Source organism: Bradyrhizobium sp. LMG 9283 (assembly GCF_045571415.1).
Classification (GTDB): Bacteria; Pseudomonadota; Alphaproteobacteria; order Rhizobiales; family Xanthobacteraceae; genus Bradyrhizobium.
Genome location: NZ_CP120691.1, coordinates 2,225,908 through 2,241,273, shown reverse-complemented (window position 1 = coordinate 2,241,273; position 15,366 = coordinate 2,225,908). Strand labels below are relative to the sequence as shown.

Genomic DNA, 15,366 nt, shown 5'->3' with positions numbered 1-15,366 from the left:
GGGGCGTCTCCATGCGGACGGGCGCGCTCATGCGCATGGCGCGTGCTTGAACAGATACGCGTTGGCCCGCTGTAGGAGTTGCGCCAACCGTTCAGCACGCGGCCCCAGCGGCGCGATGGCCTCCCCGGCATCGCGCAACAGATCCAGCGCGAACTGGCGTGCTGCCTGCAGTCCCATGATCGACGCGCAGGTCGGCTTCTGCGCCGCCGCGTCCTTGCCCGGGGTCTTGCCCAGCGTCGCGGTATCCGCTGTCACGTCGAGAATGTCGTCGATCACTTGCAACGCCAGGCCGAAACAGGCGCTGTAGTGATCGAGCGTACAGTACAGCGCAGCGTGCGCGGCATTCTCCGCGACAGCGCATAGCAGGCCCATGCGAACGGACGCGCGCACTAGCGCTCCGCTCTTCATCTGGTGCATGGCCACGATCCTGTCCAGCTCGACGTGCTTTCCAACCAGCGACAGATCCTGGGCCTGCCCGCCTGCGGCACCCTCGGCTGACACCGCCTGCGCCAGTTCGCGCACGAGCGCGATACGGCTGTCGCCCGGCGCATCCAGGCTCGCCAGGGTCAGGAAGGCGTGCGCCTGCAGCGCATCGCCGACTAGGATCGCAGTAGCTTCGCCGAACTTGACGTGCACGGTCGGAAGGCCGCGGCGAAGCACGTCGTCGTCCATCGCGGGTAGATCATCGTGGACCAAGGTACCCGCGTGCATCATCTCGATGGCGGCGCCGACGTCATCGAGCACGTGCGCCGGCGCGTCGGCCATTGTGCCGGCAGCCAGACATAGCAAGGCGCGAGTGCGCTTCCCGCCATGCAAGGTGGCGTAGCGCATCGCCGCCATCAGCTCGGTTTCACCGTCATGTTCGGCGCAGAGAAGACGTGCCAGCACCTGTTCGACCCGGTTTGCGCCCTCGTGCATCCAGATCTCGGGCAGCAGCCCGCCGGATGCGCCGCGCGCCTGCGCGCCCAATCCGCCGAGCGCGGAATCACCAGTTCTGTCATCCTGTGGCGTAGAACCGGTCTGCATGTTGTTCATGTCCTTGTTCCTGACAGGCGAGCCGCCGCGGTGTTGTCTGCGTCGCACCGTGCGCGCGCCGAGTGCAGCAATGCCGCGCGTCGCCAGCGCTGCTGCCTCGCCACAGGGGCATGTGATGCCAGCTCATGAGAATCCGATGCGGATAGTCATAGACGGATGTGCGGTCGGGTAATAGCGCCGGCCTTTTTCGACACCGCTCAGCAACCGCGGCCGCGCCCCGCCCTCGTGCATGGTCAACGCCAAGGCGATGCAGAACTGCACCAGAACTAGCCATGCCAGGTGGTAGCCGACGCAGACGTGTGGGCCGGTACCGAACTGCAGCATGTCCACCGGTCGGATCGGCTCGGTGCGTTCCAGCCACCGCGCCAAGCGAAACTGATGAGGCGCCTCGTGCAGCAGCGCCGAGGTCGAGAAATGCAGCAGCGGGATGCACAGATCGGTGCCCGCCGGAATGCGCCGTTGGCCGAGTCGCAATTCACGCACTGCTCGACGCACCAGGAGCGGCGTCGGTGGATGCACGCGCAGCGTCTCGCGGAACAGCGCCTCGGCAACCGGACACTGCGCCAGGTCCGCGTGCCGGGTCGGCACCGCGCCCACGCGTTGCGCCTCCTCGACCAGAGCGTCCCACACCCCAGGCTGCCGCGCCAGCTCGATCACCATCCAGGCCATCGTTGAGGCGGTGGTGTCGTGACCACCAAGCAGCAGCAAGCGGATATTGGCGACCAGGACCTCATCGGAGAGCGCATCGTCGCTGCGATCGAAGGCGCTCACCATGTCGTTGATCAACCCGGTGCGCCCGGCATGTTTGCGCGCGTCGCGAACGAACTCGTGCAACCGCGCATCGATCCAGTCGCGGGCGGCGCGACCGCGCCGCAAGGGCAGTCCGGGCAGGTCGACCGGGGGCGCGACGATCAACTGCAGCAGTTGCCGATACTTGCGACGCCATTCCGGCAGGTCCTGCGCGGGGATTCCCATGAGGCTGAAGATGAGCTTGAGCATCAGATCGCCGGTTTCGCGCAGGATGGTTACGTCGCCGCGGTCGCGCCACCTCTGCACCCGCGCCCGGATGACGGGCGCGAACAGCTCGCCGATGCCGGCCTGGGTCAGCCCCGTGGGCAGGAACGCCGCCTGGATCGCACCGCGCGCCTGCCGGTGCGCGCCGCCGTCCTGGGCGACCAACGTTCCACCAAACAATTCGGGCGCGATATCTTCGATCAGCATCGAGGACACGTCCTTGTGCCGGAGCAGTGCGATCGCATCCGGATCCAGACAGGTCACCATGTGTCCGGCAGGGCCGAAGTCCAGCCAGAAGTGCCTGCCCAGCGTCCGTTCCGCGCGCCGCAGCAGGCGCGGCAGGTCGCAGACGATGGCGGGAAGATGCCCGACCAATGGGAAAGCGCCGGGCACGACCGGGATGTCGTGCCGCAGCCGATCTCGACGGTTCAGCGGGTTGAGCAGCATGTCCATCAGCAGCGCGGCGACGCAGCCGCTTCGGCGGTCTCGCCGGAAGGCCGCACGGCGCGGCTGTTCCCACCGTCGGCGTACGTCGGCACATGCGCCAGCATGCCGCCGTCGATGCACACGACTTGGCCGGTGATGAACGCAGCATCGTCGGAGAGCAGGAACGCCACCAGCGCGGCCACGTCCTCGGGGCGGCCGACGCGCGGCAGCGGCTGGTGCCGGCGCAGATGCCGTTGCATGCACTCGTCCAGCTTGGCCAGGAGACGCTCGGTCATGATGAGACCCGGCGCAACCGCGTTGCAGCGGATCTGCGCATGACCGTACTGGGTGGCGAGCGAGGCCGATAGCATGTTCATCGCCGCCTTCGATGCGGCGTAGGACGTCAGCGCGGTGTCACCGCTGAGCCCCTGGCACGACGACATGTTGACGATCGCGCCACCGCCGCGGGCGATCATCCGTGGGATGGCCTGCCGGCAGCAGAGCAACGTGCCGCGCAGATTGGTCGCCATGGTCTGATCCCAGATCGCGAGGTCCAGGTCGAGGATTGCGCGGTCACGCGGAGTCAAATGCATGGCGCTCGCGTTGTTCACCAGCAGGTCGACCCCACCGAAGTGCCGCTCCGCCGTCTCGAACAGCGCTGCCACCGCCTGCGGATCGGCGATGTCGATGGCCAGGGCCAGGGCGTGGCCCGCCTCGGTCGCGATTTGCGCGGTGGCGGCGATGGCCGCCGAGCAATCAATGTCGGCGATCACCACTCTGCCGCCCTCGCGCGCGATGGTGACGGCGCATGCCTTGCCGATACCGGCGGCGGCGCCGGTCACCACGGCCACCTTGCCTTCAAACCGTCCCATCGTGTCCTCCTGGATTGCGTTGGTCTCTCGCGGCATGCCGCTCGACGGCCGGAGAGGGAGCACTGTCGGCGCTGACGCGCTCGTCATCGCCAGCTTCGCTTTCGATGACCCGGATGGCGGCGACCGGGCACTGGCTAGCTGCGAGCCGCACAGCGGCGTGCAGCGCCTGCGGGACTGTCGCCTCGCACACTTCGGCCACGCCGTCCGATTCGCGCTGGCGAAAAGTACCCGGTAGCGTCAGCACGCACTGTCCGCTGGTTCCGCACAGATCCTGGTCGACCACGACGCGCATCTCAGCCCCCTGCGCACGCAGCCGCACCGGCAGCGCGCGGAACGTCCTAAGGAACGCGGAGTGCTCCCGGATCGGCAGCTCGGCCAATGCTAGCGTGGGGAAGCGCGCCTGAATCCGCGGCAAACTTTCGGCCAACTGCACCCGGGCCAGTTGCGCACCGAGGCAGAAGTGGATGCCGTGGCCGAAGCTCAGCATGATCTTCCCGTCGGTCGACATGCCGGGACTGGTGCCGTAGAACCGCGCGGGATCGAAGCGGTCGGGATCGGCAAAGGCGTCAGGGTCGCGATTGCCAGACGCGATCAGCACGCGCACGTCCGCGTTCTTCGGGATCACCACGCCGCCTAATTCGATGTCGCGCTGGGCGATACGCGGGATGGAGCTGAACATGGCGGGCGCGTCGCAGCGCAGGACTTCTTCGACGAATGCCTTCACCCCCATGGCGTCTCCTTGCAGCCAGAGCCGCTGTTCGGGATAGGCCAGCATCGCCAGGACCGCATGGTCGATGGTCGCAGCAGTGGTGGCGAAGCCACCGAGCAGCATGCCCCACAACATGCTGATCAACTCTGCATCTGACAGCGTGGCGGCATCATCGTCGTGTGCGCCGACCAGCATCGACACGATGTCGTGGCCGGGATCGGTGCGCTTGCGCTGTATGAGACCGCCGAAGTAAGCCCTTACTCTGGCACTGGCTGCGTCCGCCGCGGCGAGCCGGGGATCGCTGGCGTGCGGGCTCAGGCCTTCCAGAATGGCGCCAATGCCGGCGGCAAGCCCGAACATGTCGTCCTGGGGCATGCCAAACAGTTCGGCGAAGACCAGTATGGGCAAGGCCAGCGCGAATTCCCGATGCAGGTCCACGTCCTCCCCGCGCTCTAGCGCGGGCGCCATGCCGTCCAGCCGCGCTTCGACGATGCGCGCGATGCTCGGCCGCAGGTTGTCGATCTGGCGCATGGTGAAATCGCGCGAGATCAGCCGGCGCAGACGCGTATGCGTCGGTGGGTCCTTCATCGCTAGCGTGGAGGCCAGCAGATTGAGCGACAGGCTGGTCGCCGCATGCGGAAAATAGCGCGCCAGTTCGCCCGGCGCCGGTCCCCGAAACGCATCCCCCGTGGCCTTGAGGGCCCAGTAGATGTCGGCGTGGCGGCTCAACAGAAAGAGGCCCGACGCCGCGCGATGCACCGGGTCGTGCTCGCGCAACCACCGCATGAGCGGATACGGGTCGTGGATGCACGCCGGCGACGCCAGTTCGGCGAAGGCATCCCGGCATGATGCCGTGGTTTCTTGCACGTCCATCTTGGTTACCTGTTGGCTGGCTGATCTGACCGCGGCGGGGCAGGCGCGCCGACAAATCGCAGAGAGGATTGGGATTCCCCAGGGCCGTCCGCACATCACCAGAGCACCGGGAACTCCTCGAACCCGCCAGTGATGATCTCCTTGCGCAACTTCAGTTCTTCGGGCGCCACGGCCAGGCGCAGCGCGGGAAAGCGCTGGAAGATCGAACCGAACACCGCCTTGAGTTCCAGTCTGGCCAGCGCCCCGCCGATACAGGAGTGCGACCCGTAAGAGAACGCCAGGTGCGGCTTTTCCTGGCGTCCGATGTCGAAGATCTCCGGGTCGTCGAAATGGCGCGGATCGAAAGACGTTGCCGGCAGGCCGACGAGCACCTTGCTCTCCGCGGGAGTATGCACGCCGGCGATGGTTACGTCGGTCCTCGGATAGCGCATGACGCCGTCCCAGCCCGCGCCCGGCGGGTACATGCGCAGGATTTCCTCCACCGCTTTGTCCACCAGGGATGGATCGTCGACCAGGCGTTCGCGCTGTTGCGGATGGCGGAACATGGCCAGCAGGCCGCATTCGATCTGCGCGACGGTGCTCTCGTGCCCGGCCACCAGCATGCCCGCCGCGAGGCCGATCGCTTCTTCCTCGGTCGCCTTGCCCTGGTCGACCGCCGCGAGCAGATCCGTCAGCAGGTTGTCGCCCGGATCCTGGCGCTTGTCCCACATCTTGCAGCGAATGTAGCCGCGCAGTTCTTCCCAGGCCAAGCGCGACGCGCTGCGCGGGCCGCTTTCATGCTGGTGCGTCATCACCTCGTCGGACAGCCGGGCGAAAAAGGCGTGATCCTCGTAGAGCACGCCCATCAGCGCGCTGATGACCATGGCCGGAAGCGGAAAGGAAAGGTGGCGCCGCAAGTCGGCGGGCTGGCGCTGGGCCGCCAGGTTCTCGAACAACTGCGCAGCGATCGCCTGGACATGCGGCGCCAGCAACTTCACCCTGTGGCTGCTGAAGGCCGGCGCCACGAGCGTGCGTAACCGGACATGCTCGTCCCCCTCGTGCGAGACCTGCCACCCTGGCGAACCGAGAATGACCGAATCCGGGGTGAACGCCGCCGGCGGCATTCCCGCTGGCCGGAACGCCGCGTCGGACAGCGCCGCCTTGGCCTCGTCGTAGCCTGTCACCCACCAGCCCTCGTGCCCGGACGGGAAACGCACGCGGTGGATCGGACCGTTGGCGCGTAGCGCCAACATCTCGGGAGAGGGCTCAATGTGATCGACGCGCCACATCGGCAGCGTCGGCAGAGGTTGTTCGGACACGGTGGCACTTCACTCTCTAAACGATGAAAGGGCGGAAGGTGCCCGCAGGCGCTGCGGGCAGCGGCTTCACGTGCGCTTGCGTTCACTTCTGTTCGTCGATGATGATCGGCGGGAAGGCGGCCGAATCGTAGGGCCTCAAGTTGGCTTTAACCATCTACCGAATCTTGTAGTAGCCCCCAAAGCTAAACGCCTGGTGACGCAAAATTATGAGGAAAACTCTGTCGCCACGCGCTACCATACGGAAACCTATGTCTGATGGGCATCAGCCTATGTTGGTTGGCTACATGCGCGTGTCGCCAGACTCCGACCGGGCAGAACACGGACTTGCAGCTATGCGCTGCTCGCGCCGGATCCGCGTCACCTGTTCGAGGATCACGCCTTGGGCGCCAACGATGACCGCTCCGGCTTGGCGCGGGCGCTCGCGGCCGCACCTGCTCGCGATCGTGACCTCGCTCAAGGACAATTAGATGGCGTTCCGCTCCCTGACCGAAAACCTGGACACCACGACGCTCTCGGGCGAGTCCTGTTCCAAGTGCGGCGCGCTCGCGCAGTATGAGCTGCGCTTTATCCAGGAGCGTGTTGCAAGACCTTGCGCAGTTCGCGTTGCCGCGTGCGCCAAACTCGCGAAGCACGCTCTCCTCGATCAAATACGCGGTCACGGAATCCGGCGGCGCAACCTCGCCCGACTCAGCTTCGTCATCGAACCCAAGGTCCGTTAGACTAGCTCTGCCAGCGCCCGATTCAGACTCAGGGGTTAGGCACTCTCGGTTGGGATACGCCTTGGCGTATTCTATCGCGGCCTCAACGCGATCGCGTCAGCGATGGAAAATCCTCGACAATCTCCTCGGCCGATTGCCCACGGGCGAGGGCGGCCACCATGTAGACGGGAATGTTGGTGTTTTACATGGGTTCGTTACGATCACCTCCGACTGTACCCATCGGCGCAGTTCATCGAAACGATGAAGACGGCTTTTGAGGTCGGCGTCGATCTTGCCGAGATCAAGGACTAGTTCGCCAAACGCGCGCGTCGAAGGAGAGCTGCCGCATCACTCATACAGGCGACGCCGGGGTGAGATCTCTAAAGGTCCATAAATGCCTGGCTCAGCCGCAGGAGAATAGCTACGGAAACACTCCAACGGCAGCTCGACGGTTGAAGGCTGAGTGAAATGGCCGGGTCCCAAATAACTCCGAATCGTCACGTCAAAAGAGGAAGCGGAGAACCTCTACGGGAACGACTGAAACTGGCAGTTTTCTAGCCTGTTGACTTGGGTTTATCTCGACGATCGCCAGCGGAGAGCTTCCATGTATATACCACTCCACTTTCGAGACGACGACATCGAGAACATTCGAGCAACAATTCGCTGCGCCCGATTGGCCAACCTGGTCACAGCGACATCAGATGGGCCACTTGCGACGCCACTTCCGCTATTCCTCGATGAAAGCGAAGGCGAACACGGCGCGCTGTACGGGCACCTGGCCAAGGGCAATCCGCAATGGCGCACGGCCCCGATCGGAGAAGCTCTGGCGATCTTTAATGGCGCAGAGGCTTATGTGACGCCCTCCTGGTATCCCAGCAAGCGACAAGCTGAACATGTGGTGCCGACATGGAATTACATCGCGGTCCACGCCCATGGGCCGATTGAGTTCTTCGATGATCCCTCTCGCCTGCTTGAGATTGTGACGCGTCTGACGAATATCCATGAGACGTCACGTGCGACGCCGTGGGCCGTCAGCGATGCTCCCGCGGATTTCATCGCCGCTCAGTTGCGTGAAATCGTCGGCGTGCGCATCCCGATCACCATGGTCGAAGGTAAACGCAAGATGAGCCAAAACCGCCCCGCGCCTGACCGCATTGGTATCGCCACCGGCCTAGCGGCGAGCAAACTCGCACGGGACCAGGAAGTTGCAGCTCTTATCTTGGTTCAGGACTGAGACGATAATGTGCATGACCCGCCAACAGCGCCGCTCGAGAGAGCGATCTTATATCTATAGCTCTCACACAGCGGTCGGGCCATCAATCACCTCGCGAAATTCACGAACGGAACAGCCAGTCGGGCTTGCCGCACTGTTCAGACACTTGTCCGTATTCTGACAGAGGCACAATCTCGTGTCGGGTCAAGTACAACGCGCATAGTAAGCGTTGAGACTTTCGAAAGCCCATTCGGCTTTGTGGCTTTCCCCGCGCCGCCTGGGACGGCCATTGCTTAAAACGAATCGATCCAGAAACAGAGCCAGAAAGGCAGCAATGCTCACGCTCCCCAAACTCCATCTCGCCCCGGAAGAACGGTCCGCCCGTTCAGCTCACTAACGCGCGCTGCACCCCTGACAACTCTGTTCGGAGATATCCACTACGACTACCCCAGACGTGTAGAACAGCAAATACCTAGTCTCGAACACATTACCACACGATGACGTACCCCAGGTTCACGCATGAAATCCGCCATTGTATTTGACTGGAATGGCACACTACTCGATGACGCCAATGCGGTGTTGCAAAGCGTCAATGCTATTTTGAGCGGCTTCAGCCGCGCCACCATCCATATGGATAGGTTTCGAGAGGAGTTTGAACCCCCTTTCTCCATTCTTTTCCGCGTCGAAAATTGAAATCGCGCTCGTGCATGGCAAGGATGGCGCCATTTTTCACGACACGTGCTTTTTCAAACAGAGTTGAGTGATTACAAAAGGATAACTGAAGATCTGACGTTGGCGCGCTCCTGCTGTCCGCGTCGTGATTCGACATTCGAAGGGGTGAGCTCGGTGATCGAGTTCTTTCGTCACTCGGCCCAACCACTGCTCAGTTCGAGGACTCGTGCCAAATGCCACGATTCGTTCACTGCCCATTGTCGGGTACATGTTTGTCTTTCGCTTGGCACGATGCTTGCTGAAGATCATTTGCCCCAAGGGGCGAGAAAGAGCTGCAAGGGCTTGGAAAAGCAAGATGAGCACAAACGTGATCGGTGGCGTCATTCCGAGCACCGATGTTGTGAAACGTGCAGCGCGCATCGGTGCCGAAGTCAAAAATATCAAGCTATCAGGCGATCTACCGGATCACGCGATCGCCGCGATCAACAGCTTGTTGCTCGAACACAAGGTGATCTTCTTCCGCAATCAAGGACATCTCAATGACGCCGAGCAGGAGCGCTTTGCCGCTCGTCTCGGAAAGCTAGTGCCACATCCGATACTCGGTGCTACCAAGGGGACGTCGCTCCTCGAACTGGACTCCACTCGCGGCGGCGGTCGCGCCGACGTTTGGCATGCGGATGGAACCTTCGCCGACGCATATCCCAAGATCTTGGTCCTGCGGGCCGTTGTAATGCCAACGTTCGGAGGCGACACAGTGTGGTCGAACACAGCTGCCGCTTATCTTGGTTTGCCGTCGCCGCTACAACGGCTTGCCGAGGGCCTATGGGCCGTTCACAGCAACGTCTTCGATTACGCCGGGATCGCGCGTGTCCGCGAGGTCGACAAGAAGCACTTTGACAAGGTGTTCACCAGAACGGTTTTTGAGACCGAGCATCCCGTCGTACGCGTCCATCCCGAAACAGGCGAGCGGACGCTAGTGCTCGGCGCCTTGGTGAAGCACTTTGTTGGGATCCCCAAATACGATGGACAAAAGCTGTTCGATCTGCTCCAGTTTCACATCACCGCGCCCGAAAACACTGTGCGCTGGAACTGGCTAGAGGGCGATATCGCGATATGGGATAACCGCGCAACCCAGCATTACGCCGTCAACGATTACGGGGACCAGCATCGCGTCGTACGTCGGGCCACTATCGAGGGTGACGTGCCTGTCAGCGTCGATGGCCGGAGCAGTGTAGCGCGCCTGAAGGTGACCGAATAACTGCACGTCGACGCCCAGCGCTCTCGCATCTGAAAACCGAGAAAACGTGGTAATCGGAGTTGTTTCGGGCAGACGCGCGGGAACACTCTTTTCCGACACGATATCTTAGCTCTTAGCGCTAACTCGGCAGCGCCTATGTTGATCTACGCAACCATTTACCGTCGACCAACAGCTTCGGGAAACCTTCAGCGTCACTGTCCTTCGTCAGCGGCGGCAACGTGGCCTTCACGTTTCAGTTTAGAAAATCCTCGGTCCGTCGCCATGAAGCGCGCCAACATGGGTGCGATGAGTTTAGTCGGATCGACCACTTGACCACCCTGACGCGTAAGCGCTTCAGCATATGCAATGAGATCACGATGCACGGCCGCAGGCAGCTCCGTACTCACTTTGACGGGCTTGTCGTCTGGAAGTTCTCCTATTTTTAGTTTTGGCATGTTGTCACCCTCTATACGGCGTAAGTATGAGGTCATGATTTACGAGAACGCGAACCGGGTAACCGGGGCGCACGGTCAGAGTAGGCGGGATGTTGAGACTCCGCCGAACGACCTGCTGTCCAGTTTGGTTTAATGAGTCGGAGGCGCCGTGTCGCAATGCCTGGATGATGGCGCTGTCGTTGTTGTTGGTATCCGAGCCGGCCCCCAGTTCGGTGCCGACCGCCAGAAACGTCGATAGTGCCGCAGCCTTGAACAACTCGCCCCAGTGATTGTCGACCTGATCTTCCAGACCTGCATACCCGGCAGTGTCAGCGCCAGGCTGCCGCTCGAGAACGATAGAACCTCCATTCGGCATGATCAGCCGGGTCCAGACGAGCAGGACGCGAGACTGGCCGAAAGTGACCTGGCTATCGTAGATGCCGATCAGATGCGCCCCCTGAGGGACAAGCAGAAAGCGGCCAGTCGGCGTGTCATAGACATTCTCGGTTACCTGCGCCGTAATTTGGCCTGGCAGGTCCGATCGGATTCCGGTGATTAGGGCTCCCGGAATAACCGTCCCAGCCTGCACGATATATGGTGAAGCCGGCCTGGTGACACGGTCAGGGCTGACCGTGCGACGGTCCACAGAAGCGTTGACGAAGGCAAGCTTGCGGTAATGGCCGTTCTCCGCCGATCCATCATCACCAGTACTCGTTGCGTTCGGTGGCACGACGCGGTCGCTTCCAACCGCCGCAGAGGTGGGGGGACGCAGTTCTCTTCCATTGGTCGCAGCGAACAAACGGCTGATGCGAGCGGCCTCGGTCTCTTGATCCTGGCGCTGCTGTTCTGGATCACCGCCGATCGTCGGCGACTGGCCTTGGGCTGCAAGGATCGGCCGACCGAGGTCCCCGGGAAGCGGCGGACCCAGTTGCGGGATTGGCTGGCGTGGAATGCCAGCATAGTCCTTCGGCAGCGCCGTAATACCGTCGGCGACATTGTGATGGTCGGTGCTGTAAAGCTCGGCGGTCGCCTGATCTCGAGGGCGATTCTTCTGCAGCGACCACAGCACGGCTCCGCCGATAACAAGCAGAGCGACCGCGCTCCCGCCTGCCAGTACTTTCCGTGACAACCGTGTCACGCGCGGGTGCTCCGCTCTCAAGCGGAAGCTCCTGAACTGTTCGTCTTGTGTCTCAGGCGAAGCCGCTTGCTCCTGATCGTTTCCATTCCGGGTGTTCATGACGACGGCCTCCCGTCGGTTCTGACAATACGGACCTTCTGCTGGTGCTCGCCGCCAAGCCGCAGTTCGGCGGCAGCAAACAGCCGATCGACGATCAACACGTTGCCGTAAGTGCGATAGTTGACGAGCTCGGTCTTGCCGTCTCGACCGATGACGAAGAGCGGGGGCATCTCACCTTGCACGATGCCTTGCGGGAATTCGACGTATACCTTGCGGCCATCGTCATATGCGGCGAGCGGCCGCCAGGGAGGACTGGTCGAGTAGCTCGGCCATTTGGCTTTGCCCTCACAGATCCGGGCGGGCGGCTTTCCCGCACCCGGCTCTTCCCGAGAGTAACCCGCGTCATATCCGCGCCTGCGCCCATGTGCGAGTGATGCGTGGAGTTGGCAGGCGGAAGCGTGCCGTCAGGGTCTCGAACTCCGGCCAGCCCATGCGCCGACTTTTCTGGCTGCGCCGTCTCAGACAACGCAGCCAGGTTCGACGCACTTCGCGGTAGAAGCCGTTGAGCGCTGGATAGTTGTGCGGCCTGCCATAGTAGCCATAGTGCCCGCGCAGCACGGCGGCGAACCACTCGTGCTGCTTGGCCAGTGGCGCGTGCATGAGCCGCCAGGCGTCCTGGCGCAGCGCCGTCAGCTTGCGCGTCAGGCGTTTCCTTTCCGTCTTGTGCTTCACGATGAACCGGCCATCTCGGGTCCGCCCGCAGTAGTGGGTGAAGCCCAGGAAGGCGAAGGTTTCTGGCCGCCGATCGCCGCGCCGCTGACGCGAGAGGGCCGCGAACCGGCCAAACTCGATCAACCGCGTCTTGTCCTCATGGAGCGTCAGGCCGAAGCTGGCCAGTCGCACCTTGAGGGCCAAGAGCATTTCCTGCGCATCGGCCTTGCTCTCGAATCCCATGACGAAGTCGTCCGCGTAGCGCACGGTCACAATGCGACCGCGTGCATGGCGACGACGCCATTGGTGGGCCCAGAGATCGAGGATGTAGTGCAGGAAGATGTTGGCAAGGAGCGGGCTGATGCCTGCCCCTTGCGGCGTGCCCCTGTCCGTCTCTTGCTTCTCGCCGCTCTCAAGAACGCCAGCTCGCAGCCACAGCTCAATGAGCCGTAGGATACGAGGATCGGCGATCCTGTGCGCCACCATCCGCAGCAGCCACTCGTGGTCGACCGAGTCGAAGAAGCTGCGAATGTCGGCATCGAGCACCCAGTTCACGCGCTGGCTCATGATCGCCGTATGCAGGGCATCAAGCGCCATATGAGGATTCCGCCCCGGCCGGAAGCCGTAGGAGAATCCGAGGAAGTCGACCTCGTAGACCGCGCTCAACACCTCGGCCACCGCGCTTTGGACGATCTTGTCCTCGAGCGCCGGCACACCGAGAGGCCGCTTGCCGCCATCGGCTTTGGGAATGTAGACCCGCCGCACCGGCTGTGGCCGGTAGCGAGCAGTGTGGACCCGTGCGCAGAGGTCGCGGATGTTATCCGTGAGCCCTTCTTCGTACTTCGCCACCGTTATCCCATCGACCCCCGCGCTGGCCTGCCGCTTTTGTCGTCGAAACGCCCGAAGCAGAGCGTCTTCGTCGATGTGGTGCAGCAGGGCCGTGAACCGGGTTTGGGCAGCCTGCTTGGCCGCCGCGTTCACCCGCTCGAGGTTCGGCGGCAAGGCAACCCGGCTCTGTGTCCGGCCCCTGGCCTCCTCGCGCAGGCTCCCCTCGGGCTGGTCCCTTCCCTCCATGCGTCTCGTTACCTTCGACGACTTCACAGGTACTATGGATCAGTCCGACTCCCGACCTCAGCTCGGACCGCGGCTCTGGCAGTGCCTTGCCGCTGTCCCCCACTGGAGACCAATCCAATGGACCTGGTCGGGCCTCTCATGTTCCGATGATTACCTTCCATGCGTGATCCGGCCATCGACCCCGACGGAGCGGCATCGTCTCGCATAACGACGATGCTCATGCTGCCTTCGTGACTAGGGAACACACTCGGCCTCCGCGAACATCCACCTTTCGAGGCTCATTCCCGCACCCCGCATGGCTCCTGTCTACACTTCGGACCCCGCGTTGCCGCGCCGCCCGCAAGACTCGGTCCCGGCTTGCCCGCTTCGGCTTTGGCCGGATGGGACTTCCACCCACAAGCAATCATCAGCTTGGCATGACGTACTCCCCTTCGATGGCGTAGCGCGAGATACGCTGCGCCGGATCCGGAAGAACGGGTTTCAGAGCGAGGGAGCGCGACCGCCCGCGGAGTGTTTCCGGATAGTACCAGGCAACGGATGGCATGTATGGCCGCTCGCGGGAGCGGAGCTCGATCAGGTAGGTGCGCCGATCGGTATTGACGACCAGATTGGTCTCGATCGATGCGCGGGTCGGCTTGACCAGGATATGGACGCGTCGCGTTTCGCCGCTCCCGCTCTCGGTATCGTGACCCAGCGTACGGTGTCGCCGGCCGCGATCGGCCCTGATCCCGTTAACTGCTCTCCCTCCTCGAGCGCGATATCTGTGATCTGTCCCGGTGCGGCGTAAATCTGATAGAGGGCTCCAGGACTATAGGCGTAAATCTGCGCTGCGTTGAAATACCCCCGTTTGCGCGGTTCGACCCGGGCTGCACTATTTGCCGTCTCAACCCGGCTCACGGGCTCTGCGTCTTCCTTCGCTCCCGACTTGCCGCCGAGAGCCGGCTTCCAGAGGGGAGGAACATGAAGCGGTCGCGGTCTATCCTCGAGAGCCGCTGGAGCCGCCGGCAGCGGCGGAACCTCCGCGTCATAGCTGATCTCCGGAGGCATATAGGTCCCGCACCCGCCGAGCGCCGACGAACAAAGCAAGAGCACGGACAGAAGCGCTCGCTTTGAGGTCACGAACTCGAACCGAGACGAATTGAGCTTGCCCTGCAGGAGGAAACGTTTCGAGTGAACGTCATGCGGCGTCTTGATCACTGACTCAACTCCTTTGACCAGTTGATGGCGCGGACATAGACGCCAAGGGGGTTTTTGCGCAGGCGTTCGGCATCGCGCGGCGTCTCGAACACGATGGTGAGGATTGCAGTCCAACGTTCGGTCGAGTGCAGCGAGCCGTTGTCGTAGGTACGTTCGGTCCACGCGACCCGAAAGCTTTCCGACGACGCGCGGATGACGCTTGAGACGTCGACCGAGATTTGGAGCTTGCCCAACTTGGCGAAAGGATCTTTGTTGCGCGCGTAGTCGTTGAGCGCGGCTGCGCCACGATCCGTCGTAAAATCATAGGCCCGGAGCCAATTTTGGCGCAGAACGATACCGTCGGCCGGCAGCCCTCTGACGTCCTCGATAAAGCGCGCCAAATGGTAGGCAATCTGAGCGTCAGTCGGTTGATAGTCGATGTTGGCTGGCGCGACCCTTTGGGCCTGGCCGAGGTGGTCGACTTCGACTACCCACGGCGTGATCGAGCCTTGGCTCGATTGCCAAACAAGGCTGCCTGCAAGACCGCCTGATAACATTAAGCAACCGAACGCCATCAAACGCCAGTTCTTGGCCTGCACGCGAGCAGATCCAATGCGTTCGTCCCAAACCTGCGCCGCCTTTTGGTAAGGCGTGATCGGCTCGGGCATGCGCCCGTAGTGTACGGAAGGTCGTTTGATCATCGATAGTGCCCCTGGGATCGAGTGGTCAGTTTCAAGCCGTGCCATT

Annotated in this window: 14 protein-coding genes and 2 pseudogenes; 4 read left to right on the top strand and 12 right to left on the bottom strand. The window is 62.7% G+C overall.

The window, feature by feature from the left end; translation table 11 throughout:
- Nucleotides 1-27 precede the first annotated feature (27 nt).
- From P6U29_RS10415 to P6U29_RS10395, 5 genes are all read right to left on the bottom strand, one after another.
- Entirely contained in the window at nucleotides 28-1,026 is a 999-nt protein-coding gene (locus P6U29_RS10415) for a polyprenyl synthetase family protein (RefSeq protein ID WP_407119288.1), read from the bottom strand.
- A 132-nt stretch (nucleotides 1,027-1,158) separates the two neighbouring features.
- On the bottom strand, nucleotides 1,159-2,502 hold the full coding sequence (locus tag P6U29_RS10410) for a cytochrome P450 (RefSeq protein WP_407117510.1): 1,344 nt from the start codon (nucleotides 2,500-2,502) through the stop codon (nucleotides 1,159-1,161).
- Nucleotides 2,502-3,347: an SDR family oxidoreductase gene (locus tag P6U29_RS10405; protein WP_407117509.1), complete on the bottom strand. Its 846-nt coding sequence runs from the start codon at nucleotides 3,345-3,347 to the stop codon at nucleotides 2,502-2,504. Before P6U29_RS10405 ends, P6U29_RS10410 begins: the two co-directional genes overlap by 1 nt.
- The gene (locus P6U29_RS10400) at nucleotides 3,334-4,929 is read right to left on the bottom strand and encodes a cytochrome P450 (protein ID WP_407117508.1); all 1,596 of its coding nucleotides are present in this window, start codon (nucleotides 4,927-4,929) and stop codon (nucleotides 3,334-3,336) included. The genes P6U29_RS10405 and P6U29_RS10400 overlap by 14 nt, the downstream gene beginning before the upstream one ends.
- 95 nt (nucleotides 4,930-5,024) lie before the next feature.
- Nucleotides 5,025-6,227 (bottom strand): cytochrome P450, encoded by a 1,203-nt coding sequence (locus P6U29_RS10395; RefSeq protein WP_407117507.1) that lies wholly within the window; start codon nucleotides 6,225-6,227, stop codon nucleotides 5,025-5,027.
- A gap of 467 nt (nucleotides 6,228-6,694) precedes the next feature.
- Here P6U29_RS10395 and P6U29_RS10390 point away from each other — a divergent pair, with 467 nt between their 5' ends.
- The gene (locus tag P6U29_RS10390; RefSeq protein ID WP_407117505.1) at nucleotides 6,695-6,946 is read left to right on the top strand and encodes a hypothetical protein; all 252 of its coding nucleotides are present in this window, start codon (nucleotides 6,695-6,697) and stop codon (nucleotides 6,944-6,946) included.
- 82 nt (nucleotides 6,947-7,028) lie between these two features.
- Here the strand turns inward: P6U29_RS10390 and P6U29_RS10385 are convergent, their stop codons facing one another.
- Nucleotides 7,029-7,106 carry a DUF433 domain-containing protein gene (locus tag P6U29_RS10385; RefSeq protein WP_407119287.1) on the bottom strand — a complete coding sequence of 26 codons (78 nt, stop codon included), beginning with the start codon at nucleotides 7,104-7,106 and terminating at the stop codon, nucleotides 7,029-7,031.
- 423 nt (nucleotides 7,107-7,529) lie between these two features.
- Here P6U29_RS10385 and P6U29_RS10380 point away from each other — a divergent pair, with 423 nt between their 5' ends.
- The 3 genes from P6U29_RS10380 to P6U29_RS10370 all read left to right on the top strand — a co-directional run bounded on the left by P6U29_RS10380 (nucleotide 7,530) and on the right by P6U29_RS10370 (nucleotide 10,068).
- Complete coding sequence (locus tag P6U29_RS10380) at nucleotides 7,530-8,159, top strand: FMN-binding negative transcriptional regulator (protein ID WP_407117504.1); 630 nt, start codon at nucleotides 7,530-7,532, stop codon at nucleotides 8,157-8,159.
- 498 nt (nucleotides 8,160-8,657) lie between these two features.
- Nucleotides 8,658-8,831, top strand: coding sequence for a hypothetical protein (locus P6U29_RS10375; protein ID WP_407117503.1), 174 nt, complete (start codon nucleotides 8,658-8,660; stop codon nucleotides 8,829-8,831).
- 334 nt (nucleotides 8,832-9,165) lie between these two features.
- Complete coding sequence (locus tag P6U29_RS10370) at nucleotides 9,166-10,068, top strand: TauD/TfdA dioxygenase family protein (protein ID WP_407117502.1); 903 nt, start codon at nucleotides 9,166-9,168, stop codon at nucleotides 10,066-10,068.
- Nucleotides 10,069-10,259: 191 nt separating this feature from the next.
- Here the strand turns inward: P6U29_RS10370 and P6U29_RS10365 are convergent, their stop codons facing one another.
- From P6U29_RS10365 to trbF, 6 genes and pseudogenes are all read right to left on the bottom strand, one after another.
- Entirely contained in the window at nucleotides 10,260-10,502 is a 243-nt protein-coding gene (locus P6U29_RS10365; protein ID WP_407117501.1) for a DUF2274 domain-containing protein, read from the bottom strand.
- Nucleotides 10,503-10,506: 4 nt separating this feature from the next.
- Complete coding sequence (locus P6U29_RS10360; protein WP_407117500.1) at nucleotides 10,507-11,718, bottom strand: TrbI/VirB10 family protein; 1,212 nt, start codon at nucleotides 11,716-11,718, stop codon at nucleotides 10,507-10,509.
- A pseudogene (locus tag P6U29_RS10355) lies at nucleotides 11,715-11,975 on the bottom strand (TrbG/VirB9 family P-type conjugative transfer protein); the annotation flags it as partial. The pseudogene P6U29_RS10355 and the gene P6U29_RS10360, both read right to left, overlap by 4 nt.
- Before the next feature lie 85 nt (nucleotides 11,976-12,060).
- A complete protein-coding gene (gene ltrA, locus P6U29_RS10350) occupies nucleotides 12,061-13,443 on the bottom strand; it encodes a group II intron reverse transcriptase/maturase (RefSeq protein WP_407114584.1) in 1,383 nt (460 codons plus the stop codon).
- Nucleotides 13,444-13,867: 424 nt separating this feature from the next.
- A pseudogene (locus P6U29_RS10345) lies at nucleotides 13,868-14,640 on the bottom strand (TrbG/VirB9 family P-type conjugative transfer protein); the annotation flags it as partial.
- Complete coding sequence (trbF, locus tag P6U29_RS10340; RefSeq protein WP_407117499.1) at nucleotides 14,637-15,320, bottom strand: conjugal transfer protein TrbF; 684 nt, start codon at nucleotides 15,318-15,320, stop codon at nucleotides 14,637-14,639. The pseudogene P6U29_RS10345 and the gene trbF, both read right to left, overlap by 4 nt.
- Nucleotides 15,321-15,366: the final 46 nt, after the last annotated feature.